The sequence below is a fragment of the Streptomyces sp. GESEQ-35 genome (assembly GCF_017948485.1).
GTDB lineage: Bacteria > Actinomycetota > Actinomycetes > Streptomycetales > Streptomycetaceae > Streptomyces.
Window position 1 is genome coordinate 23277 of sequence record NZ_JAFFSX010000027.1, and the last position, 21256, is coordinate 44532.

Annotated in this window: 17 protein-coding genes; 16 read left to right on the forward strand and 1 reads right to left on the reverse strand. The window is 71.6% G+C overall.

Translation table 11 applies throughout. The annotated features are described in order from the left end of the window. The first annotated feature begins 2 nt into the window (after nucleotides 1-2). The 16 genes from asnB to KCH87_RS37690 are packed head-to-tail and all read left to right on the forward strand — an operon-like array spanning nucleotide 3 to nucleotide 20547. A complete protein-coding gene (asnB, locus tag KCH87_RS37615) occupies nucleotides 3-1931 on the forward strand; it encodes an asparagine synthase (glutamine-hydrolyzing) (RefSeq protein WP_210592355.1) in 1929 nt (642 codons plus the stop codon). A gap of 25 nt (nucleotides 1932-1956) precedes the next feature. Further along, nucleotides 1957-4152 carry a bi-domain-containing oxidoreductase gene (locus tag KCH87_RS37620; protein WP_210592356.1) on the forward strand — a complete coding sequence of 732 codons (2196 nt, stop codon included), beginning with the start codon at nucleotides 1957-1959 and terminating at the stop codon, nucleotides 4150-4152. Next, nucleotides 4149-6116, forward strand: a complete 1968-nt coding sequence (locus KCH87_RS37625) for an alginate lyase family protein (RefSeq protein ID WP_210592357.1) — start codon at nucleotides 4149-4151, stop codon at nucleotides 6114-6116. Before KCH87_RS37620 ends, KCH87_RS37625 begins: the two co-directional genes overlap by 4 nt. Before the next feature lie 8 nt (nucleotides 6117-6124). Beyond that, the gene (locus tag KCH87_RS37630) at nucleotides 6125-7657 is read left to right on the forward strand and encodes a right-handed parallel beta-helix repeat-containing protein (protein WP_210592358.1); all 1533 of its coding nucleotides are present in this window, start codon (nucleotides 6125-6127) and stop codon (nucleotides 7655-7657) included. Between the two features lies 1 nt (nucleotide 7658). Beyond that, the gene (locus KCH87_RS37635; protein WP_210592468.1) at nucleotides 7659-8963 is read left to right on the forward strand and encodes an O-antigen ligase; all 1305 of its coding nucleotides are present in this window, start codon (nucleotides 7659-7661) and stop codon (nucleotides 8961-8963) included. Nucleotides 8964-8965: 2 nt separating this feature from the next. Further along, nucleotides 8966-10207, forward strand: a complete 1242-nt coding sequence (locus tag KCH87_RS37640; protein WP_210592359.1) for a glycosyltransferase — start codon at nucleotides 8966-8968, stop codon at nucleotides 10205-10207. Next, complete coding sequence (locus tag KCH87_RS37645) at nucleotides 10204-11439, forward strand: class I SAM-dependent methyltransferase (RefSeq protein ID WP_210592360.1); 1236 nt, start codon at nucleotides 10204-10206, stop codon at nucleotides 11437-11439. The genes KCH87_RS37640 and KCH87_RS37645 overlap by 4 nt, the downstream gene beginning before the upstream one ends. Next, complete coding sequence (locus KCH87_RS37650) at nucleotides 11436-12233, forward strand: glucose-1-phosphate cytidylyltransferase (protein ID WP_210592361.1); 798 nt, start codon at nucleotides 11436-11438, stop codon at nucleotides 12231-12233. Before KCH87_RS37645 ends, KCH87_RS37650 begins: the two co-directional genes overlap by 4 nt. Then, nucleotides 12230-12877 (forward strand): PIG-L deacetylase family protein, encoded by a 648-nt coding sequence (locus KCH87_RS37655; protein WP_210592362.1) that lies wholly within the window; start codon nucleotides 12230-12232, stop codon nucleotides 12875-12877. Before KCH87_RS37650 ends, KCH87_RS37655 begins: the two co-directional genes overlap by 4 nt. A 3-nt stretch (nucleotides 12878-12880) precedes the next feature. Further along, nucleotides 12881-13906: an NAD(P)-dependent oxidoreductase gene (locus tag KCH87_RS37660; RefSeq protein WP_210592363.1), complete on the forward strand. Its 1026-nt coding sequence runs from the start codon at nucleotides 12881-12883 to the stop codon at nucleotides 13904-13906. 20 nt (nucleotides 13907-13926) lie between these two features. Further along, entirely contained in the window at nucleotides 13927-15201 is a 1275-nt protein-coding gene (locus KCH87_RS37665) for a DUF4910 domain-containing protein (RefSeq protein ID WP_210592469.1), read from the forward strand. Next, nucleotides 15198-16481, forward strand: a complete 1284-nt coding sequence (locus tag KCH87_RS37670) for a hypothetical protein (RefSeq protein ID WP_210592364.1) — start codon at nucleotides 15198-15200, stop codon at nucleotides 16479-16481. The genes KCH87_RS37665 and KCH87_RS37670 overlap by 4 nt, the downstream gene beginning before the upstream one ends. Beyond that, nucleotides 16478-17425 carry a glycosyltransferase family 2 protein gene (locus tag KCH87_RS37675; protein ID WP_210592365.1) on the forward strand — a complete coding sequence of 316 codons (948 nt, stop codon included), beginning with the start codon at nucleotides 16478-16480 and terminating at the stop codon, nucleotides 17423-17425. The genes KCH87_RS37670 and KCH87_RS37675 overlap by 4 nt, the downstream gene beginning before the upstream one ends. Then, nucleotides 17422-18648: a polysaccharide pyruvyl transferase family protein gene (locus tag KCH87_RS37680; RefSeq protein ID WP_210592366.1), complete on the forward strand. Its 1227-nt coding sequence runs from the start codon at nucleotides 17422-17424 to the stop codon at nucleotides 18646-18648. Before KCH87_RS37675 ends, KCH87_RS37680 begins: the two co-directional genes overlap by 4 nt. Beyond that, on the forward strand, nucleotides 18645-19196 hold the full coding sequence (gene rfbC, locus KCH87_RS37685) for a dTDP-4-dehydrorhamnose 3,5-epimerase (RefSeq protein ID WP_210592367.1): 552 nt from the start codon (nucleotides 18645-18647) through the stop codon (nucleotides 19194-19196). The genes KCH87_RS37680 and rfbC overlap by 4 nt, the downstream gene beginning before the upstream one ends. A 7-nt stretch (nucleotides 19197-19203) precedes the next feature. Beyond that, entirely contained in the window at nucleotides 19204-20547 is a 1344-nt protein-coding gene (locus KCH87_RS37690; protein WP_210592368.1) for a glutamate-1-semialdehyde 2,1-aminomutase, read from the forward strand. 7 nt (nucleotides 20548-20554) lie between these two features. Here the strand turns inward: KCH87_RS37690 and KCH87_RS37695 are convergent, their stop codons facing one another. Next, nucleotides 20555-21253: a phosphatase PAP2 family protein gene (locus KCH87_RS37695; protein ID WP_210592369.1), complete on the reverse strand. Its 699-nt coding sequence runs from the start codon at nucleotides 21251-21253 to the stop codon at nucleotides 20555-20557. Nucleotides 21254-21256: the final 3 nt, after the last annotated feature.

Sequence of the window (21256 nt, forward strand, 5' to 3'; positions counted from 1 at the left end):
TCATGTGTGGCATCGCAGGTACTTACCGATGGCCGGACGGGAAGGTCGTGACCGACCGGCTCACCGATACCCTCGCCCACCGAGGTCCGGACGGGGCGGGCCGGTACGGTCACCCCGTCGGTGACGGCGAAGTGCAGCTCGGGCACCGCCGGCTGGCGATCATCGACCTGTCCGAGACCGGCGCCCAGCCGATGGTCTCGGACGGCCTCGCCCTGACGTACAACGGCGAGCTGTACAACGCGCCCGAGCTGCGCGCCGAACTGGCAGCCGCCGGGGTGCGCTTCCGCGGCACCTCCGACACCGAGGTGCTTCTCGAGGCCTGGCGGCACTGGGGCACGGACTGTCTGCCCCGGCTGCGCGGCATGTTCGCGTTCGGGATCTTCGACGAGCGAACCGGTGAACTGGTGCTCGCCCGCGACCAGTTGGGCATCAAGCCGCTGTTCCTGCTCCGGCGCGGCGAGGGCCTGGTGTTCGCCTCCGAGCTCAAGGCGCTCGCCGCCGCCACCGGCGGGTCGCTGGAGGTGGACCATGCGGCGCTGGTGGCCTCGCTGCTGTACTACTGGGTGCCGGACTCACGTTGCGCGTACCGCGAAGCGGAGAAGCTCCCACCGGGGAGCTGGCTGCGGTGCCGGCCTGACGGCCGGGTGGAACGCGGCCGGTACTGGTACCTGAAGGACGTCGCCGCCGAGGGCCGGGAGCGGGCCCGGGCCGGCGAGCAGCCGGATATCGCCGCCATCGTCGAGGAGTCGACTCGGCGCCACCTGCTCTCCGACGTACCCGTGGCGACCTTCCTCTCCGGCGGCCTCGACTCCAGCTGGCTGACCGCGCTGGCGGCCCGCGACCGCCCCGGGATCTCCGCCTACACGATCGGGTTCCGCGCCGAGGACGCCAAGTTCGAGGCGATGCCGGACGACCTGCGCTATGCCCGCCAGGTTGCCGAGCGGTTCGGCGTCGACCTGCACGAGATCGAGATCGCTCCGAACGTGCTCGACCTGCTGCCGCAGATGACGCACCACCTGGACGAGCCGATCGGCGACCCCGCCGCGATCAACACGTTCCTGATCTGCGAGGCCGCCCGGGAGGCCGGGGTCAAGGTGATGCTCTCGGGGATGGGCGCCGACGAGCTGTTCGCCGGTTACCGCAAGCACCTGGCCAACCTGCTCGCGCTGCGCTACCAGCGCGTCCCGCGGCCCCTGCGGCGCGGACTGTCCGCGGCCGTGGACCGGCTGCCGGTCGCCACGGCCCGCCGGGGGTACCGGTCGGTGCGCTTCGCGAAACGGTTCCTCTCCTTCGCCGATCTGCCGGAGGAGACCGCGTTCCGGCGCAGCTACACCATGTACGACCAGGACGAGCTGCTCGCTCTGGTCAACCCGGACTTGGCCGGGACGGTCGACGACGTGCTGACCGAGCATGCGGACATCTACGAGGACAACGACCTCGACGACTTCGTCAACCGCATGTGCCTGGGAGACGCCCGGATGTTCCTGCCGGGCCTGAACCTCGCCTACACGGACCGCTCCAGCATGGCCGCCTCGACCGAGGTGCGGGTGCCGTACGTGGACGTCGAGGTGGTCAAGGCGGCGTTCGCCGTGCCCGGTGATCGCAAGATCGTCGGACGACAGGGCAAGGCCGTCCTCAAGGAGGCGGCCACCTCGATCCTGCCCCGGGAGATCGTCTACCGGCCCAAGGGCCTGTTCAGCGCCCCGCTGCGCGCCTGGATGAGCCGGGATCTGGCACCGCTGGTGCGCGAGGTGGTCAACGACGGCGTGCTCGTCAACTCCGGGATCCTGCGCCGCGACGCGCTGGCGCGGATGGTCGCCGAGGACGCCGCCGGGCAGCGGGACTTCTCCAAGCATCTGTGGCATGTGCTGACGCTCGAGTACTGGTATCGCGACGCGACCTCTGGCTCCGGCCAGAGCAAAGCGGCTTGACGGCGTGGAAACAAGAGGAGCTCGGGTGAAACAGGTTGTGCAGAACTACAAGAGCGGCGAGCTGGCGGTGCTCGACGTGCCGGCGCCGGGCTGCAAGCCGGGCGGTGTGCTGGTGCGCACCGCCTACTCGCTGATATCCACCGGAACCGAGCTCATGAAGGTGTCCGAGGCCGGCATGTCGATGCTGGGCAAGGCCCGCTCCCGGCCGGACCAGGTGGCCAAGGTCATGCAGAGCGTGGCCACCAACGGGGTGCCCGCCACCTATCGCAAGGTGATGGGCAAGCTGGACTCCTACACGCCGCTGGGCTACTCGCTGTGCGGGGTGGTCGAGCAGGTCGGCTCCGGGATCGACGATGTGAAGGTCGGCGACCTCGTGGCCTGCGCCGGCAACGAGCACGCGCTGCACGCCGAGCTGAACTGGGTGCCGAAGAACCTCTACGCCCCGGTGCCGGACGGCCTCGCGCCGCGGCACGCGGCCTTCGGCACCGTCGGGTCGATCGCGATGCAGGGCGTCCGCCAGGGCGAGCCGCAACTCGGCGAAGTGGCGCTGGTCATCGGCCTCGGGCTGATCGGGCAGCTGGTGGTGCAGCTCCTCACCGCGTCGGGGGTCCGCGTCGTCGGGGTCGACCCCGACCCGGTGCGCTGCGAACTCGCCGAGCGCGTGGGCGCCGCGGCCTGCGGCGATCCCGCGTCCGCGGCCGTGGAGGCCGCCGTCGCCGAACTCACCGGCGGTCACGGCGTGGACCAGGTGTATCTGGCCGCCGGCGGCGGCAGCAACCAGCCCGTCGAGCTGGCCGCCCGGCTCTGCCGGGACCGCGGCCGGGTCGTCGACATCGGCAAGTGCCGCCTGGACCTGCCGTGGAACGCGTACTACGAGAAGGAACTCGACGTCCGCTTCTCCCGCTCGTACGGCCCCGGGCGCTACGACCCGGAGTACGAGCTCGACGGGCGCGACTACCCGATCGGCTACGTGCGCTGGACCGAGCGCCGCAACCTGGCGTGCTTCCTCGATCTCCTCGCCCGCGGCCGCGTCGACGTGGAGCCCCTGGTCTCCCACATCGCCGACTTCGATGACGCCGTCGAGACGTACCAGAGCCTGAAGGACGGCGACCTGAAGGCCGTGGCCGTGCTGTTCCGGTACCCCGCACACACGGAAGAGGCGGAGGCCCCGGTGGTGTCCGTGCCCCAGGTGCGCCGCAGCGGCGGAGCGTCCACCCCGGCCCGGTCCGCGCAGACGCCGGTGCGGCTCGCGTTCGTCGGCGCGGGCAACTACGCGACGTCGATGCTGCTGCCGCACCTGACCCAGCGCGACGGCGTCGAGCTGTCGACCGTCGTCACCACGACGGCGCTGTCCGCGGCCAACGCGCAGCGGAAGTTCGGCTTCGCCGAGGCGACCACCGATCTCGACGCCGTGCTCGGCGACAAGTCCATCGACGCGGTGTTCGTGGTCACCCGGCACAGCTCGCACGCCGAACTGACCCGCAGAGCACTTCTCGCCGGCAAGACCGTGTTCGTGGAGAAGCCCTTGGCCCTCACCGAGGACGAGCTGACCGGCGTACTCGCGGCGGTGGAGGAGTCCGGCAACGACCGGCTGCAAGTGGGCTTCAACCGTCGGTTCGCGCCGCTGCTGGGGGAGGCCAGGCAGCGGTTCGGCACCCGGACCGGTCCGGCGAGCCTCCGCTATCTGGTCAACGCGGGCCGGCTCCAGCACGGCAGCTGGTATCTCCAACAAGGCACCGAGGGCTCGCGGTTCGCCGGCGAGGGCGGACACTTCATCGACACGGCGAGCTGGCTCCTCGGGGCCGATCCGGAATCGGTGTACGCGGTCGCCACGTCCGGCAACGAGGACCTCCAGGTCGTACTGCGCTACCCGGACGGATCCACCGCCACCATCAGCTACGTCACCACCGGCGCACCCGGCTTCCCCAAGGAGACGCTGGACCTGGTCGCGGACGGCAAGGTACTGCGACTCGACGACTTCGTCCGTGCCTCGCTGTTTGTGGACGGAGGGGGCGGCCGTAAGAAGTGGGTCAGTTCGCGACTCCCCAAGGCCCGGGACAAGGGCCAGAACGCCGAACTGGCCGCGTTCATCAAGGCCGTGCGGACCGGCGGCCCGATGCCGGTGCCGCTGGAGTCGCTGGTCGCCACGACGGCGGCCACCCTCGCCGTGCAGGCCGGCCTGGCGGGCGGCGTGCCGGTCACGTTGGCGAGTGCGCGATGAGCATGAGCGCGGGCTGGTACCTGCGGCGGCTGTCCCGGATGGGACCGCGGGAGGTCGGCGGCCGGGCGGGCGACGCGGTGCGCAGGCGGCGGTGGCGGTCGGCGCGGCCGAACTGCCCGAGCGTGACCGGCGCCCGGTTCACCGCCGTACTCCCCGCCGGGACGATCGCCGCGGTGCCTCCGGACGCGGCGAAACGTCTCATCGCCGAGGCGGACCGGCTGATGTACGGCCACGCCGAGTATTTCGGCGTGGTACGCGACGACCTGGACGACCCGGACTGGTGGTGCGACCCGAAGACCGGGCGCCGGGCTCCGTGGGGGTACGCCTTCGACGTGCCGTACCGGAACGAGGACGCGGTCGGCGACATCAAGCAGATCTGGGAGCTGTCCCGGCATCAGTACCTCACCGTGCTCGCCGCCGCCTACGCGGTCACCGGGAACGAGCGGTACGCCGAGCGGGTCGCCGAGCACCTGCGGTCATGGTGGGCGGCCAACCCACCGCTGCGCGGCGTGCACTGGATCAGCGGCATCGAGCTGGGCATCCGGCTGCTGTCCTGGGTGTGGATCCGCCGGCTGCTCGACGGCTGGCCGGGCGCGGCCGGTCTTTTCGAGGACAACCCGGTGGCGCTGAAACAGATCTGGCACCACCAGCGCTGGCTGGCCGCCTTCCCCAGCCGGGGTTCCTCGGCGAACAACCACGTCATCGCCGAGGCCGCCGGGCAGTTCGCGGCGGCCTGCGCGTTCGGTTGGTTCCCTTCCTCGGCGCGCTGGCGGGCCGGCGCGCTGCGGTCGCTGGAGCGGCACCTGCGCGGCAACACCTTCGGCTCCGGCCTCAACCGCGAGCTGGCCACGGAGTATCACGGACTTGTGCTGGAGCTCGGCCTCGCCGCGGTGGCCGAGGCGGACGCCGCCGATGTGCCGGTCCCCGCGTCCATCCGGCTGGTGCTGCTGCGGATGACCGACGCGCTCGCGGCCATCGTGGACAGCCGGTTGCGGCCGCCGCGCCAGGGGGACGCCGACGACGGGCACGGCCTGGTCCTGGACGGCGCTGGCACCGACCGCTGGGCCTCGCTGCTGGCCACCGGGGACGCCGTGTTCGGCCGGCTCGCCTGGTGGCCGGCGGTGACCGGCACCGATGTGCGCACCCCGCTGCTGGCCGCGCTCATCCGGCCGTACGCGAAAGACGGAACCGCACCGGCCGTGACCCGACCGGCAAGCCGGCCTGCCCACTTCGCCGACGCGGGCATGACCATCCTGCGCGGCCGTGCCGGCGACCGGGAGATCTGGTGCCGCTGCGACGGCGGTCCGCACGGCTTCCTGTCCATCGCCGCGCATGCCCACGCGGACGCGCTGTCCGTGGAGGTACGGCACGACGGGGTCGACGTGCTCGCCGACCCGGGGACGTACTGCTACCACGGGCAGCCCGAGTGGCGGCAGTACTTCCGCTCGACCCTCGGCCACAACACCGTGCAGCTGGACGGCGCTGACCAGTCCGTCTCCGGCGGCCCGTTCCTGTGGACCCGGCAGGCCCGCAGCCGCGTCATTGCCGCGGACACATCCGAAGAGGGTGTGGCCCGCTGGTGCGCCGAGCACGACGGTTACCAGCGCTCCGTGCACCGCCGCCGGGTGGAGCTGACCACCGCGAGCCAGGAACTGCGGGTGGTCGACGAGGTGAGCGGTCCGCGCCGGGACCTGAGCCTGGCGTTCCACCTCGGCCCGGCGATCGCCGCGGACCTGGTGGGGAACCGGGCCGTGCTCAGCTGGACCCGGGACGGCGAGGAGCGCTCCGCGGTGCTCGACCTGCCCGGGCAGCTGTCCTGGCGGGCGCATCGCGGCGAGAGTGACCCGCCGCTGGGCTGGTACTCCGCCGGCTTCGGGCGCAAGGAACCCACCACAACGCTGGTCGGCACCGGCTTCGCCGACGGCGCGGAGGGCTTCACCACCGTGCTCAGGTTCCGGGGCTAGGGGGGCGCGTGGGGATCAAGAGGCGGCACTGGGCGTTGGCGGCGGCACCGCTGGCGCTGGCCCTGCTGACGGCGACCGGCTGTGAGAGCACGCAGGGCGCCGAGAGTACGCCGGACGCAAAGCCGACCGCCGCGCCGTCCACGCCCGTGGCCCGGGTGTGCGCCAAGCCCGCGGCCGGGCCGGCGAAGGCGCCGGCGGGCGCGGTGACCGTCGACCCCGCGGTGGTCGGTGACCTGGCGGCGAAGACCGAGAGCAGCCCGCCGAACACCACGTTCTGGCTCCGACCGGGCAAGCACAGGCTCGACCCGGACCGCTACGCCCAGGTCATCCCCAAGGACGGGGACCGCTACCTCGGTGCGCCGGGCGCAGTGCTCGACGGCGGGAAGAAGAACCAGTACGCGTTCGGCGGCAGCGCCCGCAACGTCACCATCCGCTACCTGACCGTGCAGCGTTTCGTCGCGCCGCACGACGAGGGCGTGGTCAACCATGACTCGGCCGACGGGTGGGTGATCGAGCACGCCACGATCCAGTACAACTCCGCCGCCGGGCTGATGGCCGGTGCCCGTCAGCAGGTCCGCGCCAGCTGCCTGCGCGAGAACGGCCAGTACGGCATGAACGCGTACCAGGCCAAGGGCCGCATCACCGGCCTGGTGGTCGAGGGCAACGAGATCGTGGGCAACAACACCGGCGACTGGGAGCGGCGGCGGGAGGGCTGCGGCTGCACCGGAGGCATCAAGTTCTGGGCCGTCAACGGCGCCGACGTACGCGGCAACTGGGTGCACGACAACCGCGGAACCGGATTGTGGGCGGACACCAACAACAACGACTTCCGCATCGAGAACAACGTGATCGAGGACAACGACGGCGCCGCGCTGATCTACGAGACCAGCTACAACGCGGTCATCAGGAAGAACACGATCCGGCGGAACAACTGGGTCGAGGGCCGCAGGGAAGCCGAGCGCGGCGACAACTTCCCGTACGCGACCGTCTATCTGTCCGAGTCCGGCGGCGAACCACGGGTCAAAGCGCGTACCGACAAGATCGAGGTCTACCGGAACGTGCTGGAGAACAACTGGTCCGGGATCACCCTGTGGGAGAACGCCGACCGGTTCTGCAACAGCCCGGCCAACACCTCGTCCGGTGACTGCACCTTGCTGGTGCGGGACACCGACAGCTGCGCGAGGCCGGCGATCGCCAAGCCGCCGCTGTACGCCGACTGCCGTTGGAAGACCCAGCGGGTGGACATCCACGACAACCGCTTCGTGCTGGACAAGTCCGTCGTCAAGTGCACGGAGAAGTGCGACCGCATGGCGGTCCTCGCCAACTACGGCACCTATCCGGACTGGTCGCCGTACCAGGGCGAGCGGGTGGCTGAGGCGATCACCGAGAAGCAGCACAACCGCTGGCACGACAACGTCTACCTCGGGCCTTGGCAGTTCGTCGCCCAGGACCAGAGCCAGGTGCTCGACTTCGGGCAGTGGCAGGGCACGCCCTACCAGCAGGACGCCGACAGCACCCTCGACCCTCGGGCCGGTGGTTGAGATGGGCGGAGACCTGCTGCGCGGTGCGCTGCCGGGCGGACCGGACACGGCGGGCACCCGGCCCGGCGCCGAACCGCGCCCGGCCGGCACACCGAAGATCGTCGGCATCGTCTGGGGGCTGCTGGTCCTCAACACGCTCGGCTCTGCCGGGGCGAAGACGATCATCCCGCTGCCCCGTTCCCTCATCCAGATGGTCACCATGGGCGCGCTGGTCGCCGCGTTCGCGCTGGCGCTCTCGGTCAATCTCCGGCTCCGCATCCGACCCAGTGCCTTCGTGCTCCTGCTCACCCTGCTGCTGGTGCCGAGCGTGATCTCCAGCGTGAACCTGGAGTCCGGGTTCGGCGCGCTGTTCCGCTGCGCCCGGCTGGCTCTCTTCATCGGCACGCTGTGGCTGCTCAGCCGCTGGTGGGACGGCAGCCTGACGTTCGTACGGCACCACATCCGGATGTACTTCGCGGTGCTCGGGTCGGTGGCCGCCGGCCTGGTCATCTCACCGGGCGCGGCCCTGCCCGAGCTCTATGGCGGGCGGCTGGTCGGCGCGCTGTGGCCGCTCCCCCCGCCGCAGATCGGACAGTACGCCGCGGTGATCATCGGGCTCACCGTGCTGCTCGTAGTGGGCCGACGGATCGACAGGGCCGGCGCGGCGGTCGTCATCGTGCCGTCATTCGTCCTGCTCGCGCTGACCCATACCCGGACGGCCACGCTCGGCATGTTCATCGGGCTGGCGTTGGCGATCGGCTCGCTCATCCTGACCAGCGCCGCCGCCCGCCGGTTCTTCACCTGGGCGGTGCTGTGCGGCGTGGTGGCCGCGGTGGGGTTCGCCTCCGCGCTACGGGCGTGGTTCCTGCGCGGACAGAGCCAGGAGTACCTCACCAGCCTCACCGGCCGGGCCAAGGTCTGGGACGCCCTGCTGGCAGCGCCCCGTACGGCCGGGGAGAAGGTGTTCGGCATGGGCCTGGGCGACAAGTCGTTCGGTGGGCTGCCGATCGACAACAGCTGGCTGGCCGTCTACCAGGAACAGGGTCTGATCGGCGTCACTTTGGTGGCGGCGATCATCATCGTGCTGGGCGGCGTCGCACTGCTGCGGCCACCGTCGCTCCAGCGGGCCTGCGCGATCTTCCTGATCAGTTACTGCGCGATCGCGTCGTACACCGAGGCCGGCCTCGGCGACGCCTCGCCGTATCTGCTGCATCTGGCCCTGGCCGCCTCGCTCCTCGCGGCACCTGCCGCGGCCACGCCCCTCTCGACGTCCGAAGCCCCTCGACGGCACATCCCGCGATGGGCCCGGAAATCGGAGGTGACCTGAGCATGCACGTTCTCGTGGTGCACAACCGCTACAACTCGGCACAGCCGAGCGGCGAGAACAAGGTCGTCGACCAGGAGGTGGAACTGCTGCGCACGGCCGGCCATCGGGTCGAGGTGTTCGAGCGGCGCAGCGACGACATCGCCGCCCGGTCCCTGCTCGGCAAGGTTGCGGTGCCGCTCCTGGTGCCGTGGAACCCGGCGGTCCGCAAGGAACTCGCCGCCCGGCTTCGCACCGAGCGGCCGGATGTGGTGCACGTCCACAACGTCTTCCCTCTCCTGTCGCCCGCGGTCCTGGCCGCCTGCGCCGACGCCGGCGTGCCCGCCGTGGCCACGCTGCACAACTACACCCAGGTCTGCCCTCCCGGCACGCTCCAGCGGGACGGCCGGCCGTGCACCGAGTGCGTCGGCTCCGCACCACTGCCCGCCGTCCGGCACGGCTGCTACCGGAACTCCCGCCTTGCGACGGTGCCGCTCGCGGTCAGCCTGTCGGTCAACCGGCGGCGGTGGTGGTCCGGCGTGGAGCGGTTCTTCTGCATCTCCGCGGCGCAGCGCGACGTCCTGGTGCGGTCCGGCATGCCCGCCGAGCGGCTGGCGGTGAAGCACAACTTCGTGCCGGAGCCGGGCGTCCGCCGAGAGGGCACCGGAGAGCATCTGCTCTATCTCGGCCGGCTCGCGGAGGCCAAGGGCGTGCGCCTGCTCATGGCCGCGTGGGACGAGATCGCGGCGAGCGGCGGTGTGGGCGTGCCGCTCGTGATCGCCGGCACGGGGCCGCTGGAGCGAGAGGTGACCGCCTGGGCGGTGGGCCGGGACGACGTGCGGTACGTCGGCCTGTACGACCCGGCCCAGTGCCGACAGGCCATCGCGCGGTCGGTCGCCGTGGTGGCTCCCTCGACGTGGCTGGAGGCGTTCGGCCTGGTGGTCGTCGAGGCGATGGCGGCAGGGGTGCCGACCGTCGCCGCCGGCCACGGCGCCTTCGTCGAACTCGTCGAGGACGGGGTGACCGGGCTGCTGCACCAGCCGGGCGAGGCCGCCTCGCTCGCGTCCTGCATACGCCGGATCGCGGCCGAGCAGGCCCGCAACCAGGAGATGGGCCAGGCGGCCCGGCGCCGTTACGAGCAGGGTTTCAGCCCGGCCGTCGGCCTTGAGCGCCTGGTGGATGAGTACCGCACCGCGATCGCGGGTCGGTCAGTACTGGCTCGCGGCGGGGACACCCACGCGAACAGGGGGGATGGGGACAGTAGATGACACGATGCCGACTCTGCGGCTCGGCGACGCTGGCGAGCGTCGTCGATCTGGGGGCGACCCCGCCGTGTGAGAGTTTTCTCGCCGCCGACCAACTGGACCAGCCGGAGCCTGCGTACCCGCTGCACCTGCGGGTCTGCACCGACTGCTGGCTCGCGCAGATCCCTCCGCTGATCACGCCGGAGGAGACGTTCAAGGAGTACGCGTACTTCTCCTCGTACTCGACCTCCTGGGTGGAGCACGCGCGTACCTTCGTCGCCGACGCCGCACAGAGGGTGGGTCTCGGCCCCGACGCCTTCGTGGTCGAAGTGGCCAGCAACGACGGGTACTTGCTGAAGCACGTGGTGGACCGGGGGATCCGCTGCCTCGGCATCGAGCCGTCGGTGAACGTCGGTGCGGCGGCGCGGGACGCGGGTGTGCCCACGCTCACGGAGTTCCTGTCCCCGGACACCGGATCGGCCGTCCGCGCCGAGCACGGCCCGGCGGACCTGGTCGTGGCCAACAACGTGTACGCGCACATCCCCGACGTCGTCGGGTTCACCGAGGGGCTGCGCGCCCTGGTCGCCGACGACGGCTGGGTCTCCATCGAGGTGCAGCACCTGCTGACCCTGATCGAGGAGAACCAGTACGACACGATCTACCACGAGCACTTCCAGTACTACACGGTCGCGTCCGCGACCCGGGCCCTCGCCGGCGGCGGACTCGCGCTCGTGGACGTCGAGTTGCTGCCCACGCACGGCGGCTCCATCCGGCTGTGGGCCCGGCCCACCGAGGCGGCAGGCGAACCAGCCGGGCGGGTGGCCGACGTACTGGCCCGGGAGAAGGCCGCCGGGCTCCAGGAACTGTCCGGGTACACCGAGTTCTCCGCCCGGGTGGCCAAGGTGCGCCGGGACCTCCTCAAGTTCCTCATCACAGCGGCCGAGCGCGGCGAGACGGTCGTCGGCTACGGCGCACCGGGCAAGGGCAACACCCTGCTCAACCACTGCGGCATCCGGCCCGACCTGCTCCCGTACACGGTCGACCGCAACCCCTACAAGCACGGCAGGTTCACCCCGGGCACCCGCATCCCGATCCTGCCGCCCGAGCAGATGGCCGCCGACAAACCGGACTACGTCCTCGTCCTGCCGTGGAACCTGCGCGCCGAGCTGGCCGAGCAGCTGTCCTTCGTGCACGAGTGGGGCGGCCGACTGGTCTTTCCCATCCCGGAACTGAGCATTGTCGAGGTGAAGTCATGAAGGTCGTTCTGTTCTGCGGCGGTTACGGGATGCGGATGCGCAACGGAACCGCCGACGACGTGCCCAAGCCGATGGCGATGGTCGGCCCGCGACCGCTGATCTGGCACGTCATGCGCTACTACGCGCACTTCGGGCACACGGAGTTCATCCTCTGCCTCGGGTACGGGGCCCACCACATCAAGGACTTCTTCCTCAACTACGAGGAGACGACGTCCAACGACTTCGTGCTCAGAGGCGGGCGGACCGAGCTGCTGTCCACCGACATCTCGGACTGGACGATCACGTTCGCGCAGACCGGCATCGAGTCACCGATCGGGGAGCGGCTGCGCCGGGTGCGCCACCACCTGGACGGCGACGAGATGTTCCTCGCCAACTACGCCGACGTGCTCACCGACGCCCCGCTGCCGGTGATGATCGACCGGTTCGCCCTGCGCGACGCCGGTGCGTCGATGATGGTGGTGCCGCCGCAGTCCTCGTTCCACTGCGTGGACCTGGGCGAGGACGGCCTGGTGGGGGGCATCACCGCGGTGAGCGACATGCCGCTGTGGGAGAACGGCGGCTACTTCGTACTCCGCCAGGAGGTCTTCGACCACATACCGGAGAACGGGGACCTGGTCGCCGACGGATGCGCCCAACTCGCCAAGCAAGGGCGGTTGGTGGCACATCAGCACCGCGGCTTCTGGAAGCCGACCGACACCGTGAAGGAGAAGGCCGCACTCGACGCCGCCTACGCCCGCGGCGACCGCCCGTGGGCCGTCTGGGAACGGGACGCCGCGAGAGTGGGGACCGCGTGATCCGGCTCGGGGCCGGGCGCCTTGACCGGATCGTCGCGGTGGGCGCGCACTGCGACGACATCGCCATCGGCGCCGGCGGCACGCTGCTGACGATGTGCCTCGCGCACCCCGGTACCCGCGTCGACGCGCTGGTGCTCTCCGGCGGTGGCAGCGAGCGGGAGCAGGAGGAGCAGGCCGCGCTCGCCGCCTTCTGCCCGGGCGCCGACCTGCGCCTGACCGTGCTCAAGCTGCCGGACGGCCGGCTGCCCGCCCACTGGGAGGAGGCCAAGGCCGCGGTCGAGGAGCTGCGCGAGCGGACCGAGCCTGATCTCGTGCTGGCCCCGCGTACCGAGGACGCGCACCAGGACCACCGCGGCCTGGCGAAGCTGATACCCACCGCATTCCGCGACCACCTCGTGCTCGGCTACGAGATCGTCAAGTGGGACGGCGATCTCGGCCGTCCGGCGGCGTACCAGCCGCTGTCACCGGAGATCGCCGAACAGAAGGTGCGGCTGCTTCAGGAGCACTACCCCTCGCAGCGGCACCGGCCCTGGTACGACCGGGAGGCCTTCCTCGGCCTTGCCCGGATCCGCGGTATCGAAAGCCACGCGCGCTACGCCGAGGCGTTCGCCGTCACCAAACTCACGCTCAACCTGGGGGAATGAACAGTGCGCGTACTACTGACCGGACATCAGGGCTACCTGGGCACCGTGATGGCCCCGGTCCTCGCGGCCGCCGGGCACGAGGTCGTCGGCCTCGACGCCGGCCTGTTCGCCGACTGCGTCCTCGGCCCGCCGCCCGCGGACCCGCAGGGACACCGGGTGGACCTGCGCGACGTCACGGCCGAACACGTGGCCGGAGCGGACGCCGTGATCCACCTGGCCGCGCTGTCCAACGACCCGCTGGGATCGCTGGCGCCGGAACTCACGTACGACATCAACCACCACGCGTCCGTACGGCTGGCCCGGCTGGCCCGCGACGCGGGAGTGCGGCGCTTCCTGTACGCGTCGACGTGCTCGGTGTACGGCGCCGCCGGCGGCGACGGCCTGGTGACCGAGGACGCCCCACTGCGCCCCGTGACGCCGTACGCGGAGTCCAAGGTGCGGGTGGAGGACGACCTGCACGCGCTCGCCGACGGCGACTTCAGCCCGGTGTTCATGCGCAACGCCACCGCCTTCGGCTACTCACCCCGGCTGCGCGCCGACATCGTGCTGAACAACCTGGTGGGCCACGCGCTGCTGTCCGGCGAGGTGTTGGTGCTCTCCGACGGCACCCCCTGGCGCCCGCTGGTGCACGCGGTCGACATCGCACGGGCCTTCTCGGCCGCGCTGACCGCGCCGCGCGAAGCGGTGCACGACCGGGCGTTCAACATCGGCAGCGAGATCAACAACGTCACGGTCGCCGAGATCGCCGAGCAGGTCGCCGAGGCGGTCTCCGGCGCGAAGGTGGTGATCACCGGGGAAAACGGTGCCGATCCGCGGTCGTACCGGGTGGACTTCGCCCGGTTCCGCGCCGCGATACCCGGCTTCGACTGCGAGTGGACGGTGAAGCAGGGCGCGCTCGAACTCGCCGACGCCTACCGGAAACACGGGCTGACCCGGGAGGACTTCGAGCAGCGCTTCACCCGCCTTGCCGTGCTGCGCGCGGCGTCCGACGCCGGCGCCGTCGACGACACCCTGCGGCGGCGCGGATGACCGCGGTCGGCGAACAGCCGATGACCTCGGCCGGCGACGAGATGTACGCGCTGGTGGAGCGGCTGTACCCGCTGTGCCGGAGCATCACCGGCGACGGTGTGCGCGCCACCCTGGACATCGTCGGCGAGTACATCCCGCTGCAACGGCACGAGGTGCCGACCGGGACGCAGGTGCTCGACTGGACGGTGCCGCAGGAGTGGAACATCCGGGACGCGTACGTCGCCGACAGCGCCGGCAACCGGGTCGTCGACTTCGCCGCGTCCAGTCTGCACGTGCTCGGCTACAGCGTGCCGGTGTCGCAGACCATGCCGCTGGCCGAACTCCGCGAACACCTGCACACCCTGCCGGACCACCCGTCCTGGGTGCCGTACCGCACCAGCTACTACAAGCCGGAGTGGGGGTTCTGCCTGGCCCAGGAGACCTTGGACGCGCTGCCGGACGGCGAGTACGAGGTGCGCATCGACTCCACACTCACCGACGGGCACCTCACCTACGCCGAGCACGTGGTCCCCGGGCAGGTCTCCGACGAGGTGATCGTCTCCTGCCACGTCTGCCACCCGTCGCTGGCCAACGACAACCTGGCCGGCATCGCGGTGGCGACGTTCCTGGCCCGGGCGCTGGCGGAGCAGACCCCGTACTACACCTACCGGTTCATCTTCGCGCCCGGCACCATCGGGGCCATCACCTGGCTGGCGCGCAACGCGGAGCGGGTGGAACGGGTCAAGCACGGCCTGGTGCTGGCCTGCGCCGGTGACCCCGGCCAACTGACGTACAAGCAGAGCAGGCGCGGCGACGCGGAGATCGACCGGGTGATGCAGTACGTGCTCGAAGCCTCCGAACGCCCGCACCGCGTCACCGAGTTCACTCCGTACGGCTACGACGAGCGGCAGTTCTGCTCGCCCGGGTTCGATCTCGGCGTGGGCTCGCTCACCCGGACCCCGTACGCCTCCTACCCCGAGTACCACACCTCGGCGGACAACCTGGACTTCGTCTCCCCGGAGGCGATGGCCGACACGCTCGCCGTCTGCCGCGAGGCGTCGGCCGTCCTCGACCGCAACCGGCGGTACCTCAACCTCAGCCCCTACGGCGAACCACAGCTGGGCCGGCGCGGGTTGTACGACGCGCTCGGCGGCCGCAGCGACACCAAGCAGGCCCAGATGGCCATGCTCTGGGTGCTCAACCTGTCCGACGGCGAGCACAGTCTGCTGGACGTCGCCGAGCGGTCCGGGCTGCCGTTCGGCGCCGTCGTCGGCGCGGCCGACGCGCTGCACGGCGCCGGGCTGATCAAGGCATGACGCCGATGACCACCGAGGGGGAGAAGCGGACCGCCGCGCGGGCCATGGTCGGCCGCCTGTCCTGGGGCCTTGCCGACCAGGCGGTCTGCAGCATGACCAACTTCGCGGTGGGCATCTACGTGGCACGCTCGCTGGGCCTTGTCGCCTTCGGCGTGTTCAGCCTGGCCTGGGTGACGTACGGCGTGGTGCTCAGCGTCTCCCGTGGCCTTGCCACCGACCCTCTCGTGGTGCGGTTCAGCGGGGTGCCGGACGCGTCCTGGCGCGCGGCGGCGGCCCGGTCGTCGGGTACCGCGCTCGGTGTCGGCGCCGCCATCGGCGCGGTGTGCCTGGTGGCCGGGCTGAGCCTCGGCGGCCACGTGGGACCCGCGTTCGCCGCCCTTGGCGTGGTGCTGCCGGGGCTGCTGCTCCAGGACGCCTGGCGGTACTCGTTCTTCGCCGCGGGCACCGGGCGGAAGGCGTTCGTCAACGACCTCCTGGGAGGCGTCGCGCTCGTCCCTGCCCTGCTGGTGGCGGCCCGCGTGGGCAACGTGGAGGCCTTCGTGCTCGCCTGGGGCGCGGCAGCCGCGGTGGCCGCGGCGTACGGCTGCTTCCAGTCCGGCATCCGGCCTCGGCCGACCGAAGCGCGCGCGTGGCTGCGCGAGCAGCGCGACCTCGGCTACCGGTACCTGATCGAGAACGTCGGTGTCAGCGGCGCGTCCCAGCTGCGGGCGTACGGGCTCGGCGCGATCGTCGGGGTCAGCGCGGTGGGCGTGGTCCGGGGCGCCGAGCTCCTGCTCGGCCCCTTCCTGGCCGTGCTGATGGGTCTCTCGCTGGTCACCGTCCCGGAGGCGGCACGGGTACTGCGGCAGGCCCCGCAACGCCTCGCCAGGTTCTGCCTCCTGCTGTCCGGCGGTCTTGCCTCCGCCGCGCTGCTCTGGGGCGTGGCGCTGCTCCTGGTGCCCGACCGGGCCGGCGAGTTCGTGCTCGGCGACGTCTGGCGCTCCGCCTCCGAGCTCATCGTGCCGGCCGCCCTCGGTGTCGCGGGCTCCGGCCTCGGCATCGGCGCCGCGGCCGGGCTGCGCGCGCTCGCCGCGGCCCGACGCAGCCTGCGCGCCCAACTGTTCGCCTCCGCCTGCTACGTCGGCGGCGGGCTCGGCGGAGCGGTCGCGGCCGGCGCGATCGGCTCGGCCTGGGGCGTCGCCGCCGCGACCGTCAGCAGCTCGGCCGTGTGGTGGCTGCAACTGCGGTCAGCCCTGCGCGAGCGCCACCACACCCCCACACCCGAAGTGAGGATCTCATGACCGCCCAACCCAGGCTGAGCATCGGCCTGCCCGTGTACAACGGCGAGGAGTACCTCGCCGAGTCGCTCGACGCCCTGCTCGGCCAGACCTACGAGGACTTCGAGCTGGTCATCTCCGACAACGCCTCGACCGACGGAACTCAGGACATCTGCCGCAAGTACGCGGCTGGGGACTCGCGCATCCGATACGTCCGGCTGTCCCGGAACATCGGCGCCGCGCCGAACCACAACCATGTGTTCACCGAGTGCCGCGGCGAGTTGTTCAAGTGGGCCTCGCACGACGACCTTTACGCCCGCGACCTGCTGCGGCGCTGTGTTCAGGCGCTGGACGAGCGGCCGGACATGATCCTCGCGCACAGCGGCCAGGCGGTCATCGACGGCGACGGCAAGGTGAAGGTCCCCTACGAGTACGGGCTCGCCACCGACTCGCCGCACGCGCCGGAGCGCTTCCGCAGTCTGCTGTTCGAGCCCGGTGGCGACGACTTCTACGGGGTGATGCGGGCCGACGTACTGCGCCGGGTGAAGCCGCACGACAGCTACCACCACGCGGACCGCACGTTCGTCGCCGAGATCACCCTGCACGGGCCCTTCCACCAGGTGCCGGAGCTGCTGTACTTCCGCCGCGACCACCCCACCCGCGCCGAGCGGGCGAACCCCGGCAAGCGCGCACGGTGCGTCAACCTGGACCCGCGCCGGGCGGGCCCGCTGCACCCGACGCCCCGGCTGCTCGCCGAGTACGTCTGGGGCTTCGCCTCGGCGATCCGGCGCGCGCCGTTGTCCCCGGCCGACCGGCGCGCGTGCTACCGCCACCTGGCCACGTGGATGACCAGCCGGGTCCGGCCGGGCGCCGGCGAGCGGGTCGAGGACCGCGCCCCGGTCGACCCGGCCAGGCTCACCGTCTCCGTCGACGCCCTCGTCGCCGGCCGTGAGGGGAGGCAGGCATGAACTCCCCTGTGCGCGTCGGGGTGTTCGGCCTGCTCGGCTCAGGCAACCTCGGCAACGACGGGTCGCTCCAGGCCGTGCTCGGGTACCTCCGCGACGAGCACCCGAAGGCGGCCGTGGACGCCCTGTGCGGCGGACCCGAGGTCGTCTCCGCCCGGTACGGGATCCCCGCGACGCGGCTGCACTGGTACCGCGGGGAGTACCGGACCGCATCGCGTGCGGGCGCGATCGCGGGGAAGGGCCTGGGCAAACTCGTCGACGTCTTCCGCACCGCTGCCTGGGTGCGCAGGCACGACGTGGTGATGGTGCCGGGCATGGGCGTCCTGGAGGCCACGCTGCCGCTGCGGCCGTGGGGCTTCCCGTACTCGCTGTTCCTGCTCTGCGCGACCGGCAGGCTGTTCGGCACCCGGGTCGCGCTGGTCAGTGTCGGCGCCGCCGAGATCGGCAACCGGCCGACCCGCGCGCTGGTGCGCTGGTCGGCGCGCCTTGCCGCCTACCGGTCGTACCGGGACGCCCTGTCCCGCGACGCGATGCGGGCGATGGGCGTGGACACCGCGCGCGACGAGGTCTACCCGGACCTCGCCTTCGCCCTGCCGACGCCCCGTGCGAGCGCGCCCTCGGGCCCGCCGGGCCCGGTCTGCGTCGGCGTCATGGACTTCCACGGCGGCAACGACGACCGCGCCCGGGCCGAGGAGATCCACCGGCGCTATCTCGACGGGACAACTCGGTTCGTTCGCGCGCTCGTTGAGGACGGCAGACCGGTCCGCCTGCTCACCGGCGACGAGTGCGATGCGCCGGTGGTCGCCGCGATCCTCCACGCGGTGGACTCGCCGTTGGTCACCGCAGCCGAGGCGTTCTCGCTGGCCGACCTGATGAAGGAGACGGCGGCTGCCGACACCGTGGTGGCGACCCGCTACCACAACCTGATCTGCGCGCTGAAGGTCGGCACACCGACGCTCGCACTCAGCTATGCGGCGAAGAGCGACGCGGTCATGGATCGGATGGGCCTTGGCGCGTACTGCCACCCGGCTCGCGAGGTCGACGCCGACCGGCTGCTGGAGCAGTTCCGGGCGCTGGAGAAGCGATCGGCGGAGCTGCGCCAGACCCTCGCCGAGCGGAATCGGCTCGCCGCCCGGCAACTCGAGGACCAGTTCGCCGAGTTGACCGCGGCCCTGTTCCCGGCGACCGACCACACCCACGCCCACGCTCGGCAGGAGGCCCCATGAAAGCGACCGAAGTCCCGGAGATCGCCGGCGCGTACCTGTTCGAGCCGACGCCGTACGCCGACGAACGCGGCTTCTTCTGCCGCACCTTCGACGCCGACGTGTTCCGCTCGGTGGGCCTCGACCCGGACGCCTTCGTCCAGGACAGCGTCTCCCGCTCGGTCCGGGGCGTGCTGCGCGGCCTGCACCTGCGCTCCGGCTCGGGCGAGGCCAAGCTGGTGCGCTGCTCGTACGGGAGGATCTTCGACGTCGTCGTGGACCTGCGGCCGGACTCGCCGACGTACCTGGGCCGGGCCTTCTTCGAGCTGTCCGACGAGACGCAGAAGACCCTGTACATCCCGGCGGGGTGCGCGCACGGCTTCCAGGCACTGACCGAGACCGCCGACACCTCGTACCGGATCGACCGCCCGCACAATCCGGCCGAGGACGTGACGATCGCCTTCGACGACCCGGAACTCGCCATTGACTGGCCGCTGCCGGCCACATCGATGTCCGAGCGGGACCTGAAGGCGCCGAGCCTCGCCGAGGTCCTGAAGCAGAGAGAGAGCTGAAGTCAGCGTGGACACCGAACACACCGAAGAGCCCGAGGAGTTCCTCCTGCCCCGGTCGCGGGCGGCGAACGAGCGGCTGCACGCCCTGATCCCCGGGGGCGCGCACACGTACGCCAAGGGCGACGACCAGTACCCCGAGGACCTGGCCCCGGTCATCAGCCACGGCCGCGGTGCCCATGTGTGGGACATCGACGGCAACCGCTACATCGAGTACGGCTCCGGCCTGCGGTCGGTCAGCCTCGGCCACGCCCACCCACGCGTGATCGAGGCGGTGCGGCGGGAACTCGACCGCGGCAGCAACTTCGTCCGGCCGTCCATCGTGGAGGTCGAGGCCGCGGAACGCTTCCTGGCCACGGTGCCGACCGCGGAGATGGTGAAGTTCGCGAAGAACGGCTCCGACGTCACCACCGCCGCGGTGCGCCTCGCCCGCGCCGTCACCGGGCGCCCACGGGTGGCCATCTGCGGCGACCATCCGTTCTTCTCCACCGACGACTGGTTCATCGGTACGACGCCGATGTCCGCAGGCATTCCGGCGGCGACCACCGAACTAACCGTGGCGTTTCCTTATGGGGACCTGGCCGCCACGGAGGAACTGCTCACCCGGTACCAGAACGACATCGCCTGCCTGATCCTCGAACCGGCAGGCCACACCGAGCCCCCGCCCGGGTACCTCGAAGGCCTCCGTGAACTGGCCGACCGGCACGGCTGCGTACTGATCTTCGACGAGATGATCACCGGCCTCCGCTGGTCCGAGGCGGGCGCCCAGGGTCTGTACGGCGTCGTCCCCGACCTCTCCACGTTCGGCAAGGCGTTGGGCAACGGGTTCGCCGTCTCCGCGCTCGCCGGGCGCCGCGAGCTGATGGAGCGGGGCGGGCTGCGTCACTCCGGCGACCGGGTGTTCCTGCTGTCCACCACGCACGGTGCGGAAACACACTCCCTCGCAGCCGCGATGGCCGTCCAGACCACCTACGCCGAGGAGGGCATCACCGCGCGGCTGCACGCCCTCGGCGAGAGGCTGGCCGCCGGTGTCCGCGACGTCGCGGCCGCCATGGGCGTCGGCGATCACATCGTGGTCCGGGGCCGGGCCAGCAACCTGGTCTTCGCCACCCTCGACGAGAACCGGCAGCCGTCGCAGCCCTACCGCACCCTGTTCCTGCGTCAACTCCTCGCGGGCGGGGTTCTGGCCCCGTCGTTCGTGGTGAGCAGTGCGCTGAGCGACGCCGACATCGACCGCACCGTGGAGGTGGTGGCCCAGGCCTGTGCGGTGTACCGGAAGGCACTGGACGCCGCCGACCCCACGCCCTGGTTGGGCGGGCGGCCGGTGAAGCCCGTATTCCGCCGCCTGGCGTGACGTGACGTCAGCGACGCGCCCGCCGACCGGCGTCGGCCATCCGATCGACCTGCCGGTCGGCGACTCGGTCGACCAGCCATGCGGTCGCCGGTACCACCGCCAGCGCGGTGCACCAGCCGCCGAGGACGTCGGTCGGGTAGTGCGCGCCCAGAGCGACCTGCGCCCAGCCCATGGCGGCGCCGGCAACCAGCGCCGCGGCGAGCACGAGTGACGTGCCGGCCGTCCTGCCGAGGCCGAGCCGGCCGGTCGCGATCAGCGCCACCATGAGGGCGAGCGCGGTGATGAAGGCGGTGTGCCCGCTCGGGTAGGACAGGTTGTCGTCGCCGTGGATGGTGCGTCCCACCAGGTGCTTGAGCAGCGTCGCCGTCGCCACGGTCAGGCCGGCACCGGCGACGATGAGCGCCGCCGCGCGAGGACGCCGGAGCAGCAGGCAGCCTGCCACGGTGGCCACGACCAGCGTCGCCGCTCCGGCCGGCTCCCCCAGGAAGTCCGTGGCCAGAGCGACGTGCCGCCACGGCGGCCGCACACTGTCCGCCGTCGGCCGGATGATCCAGCTGTCCACCCTGCCGGGCTCGCTGTGGCCGGCGTACAGGACCCCGACCACGACGACCACCAGCGCGGCGAAGGCCGCGATCGGCCCGAGCCACGCGCGCAGCGACGGGGGCAGCACCGCGCTTCGTAGGGCCTGCGCGGCTGGACCGAGCAAGAT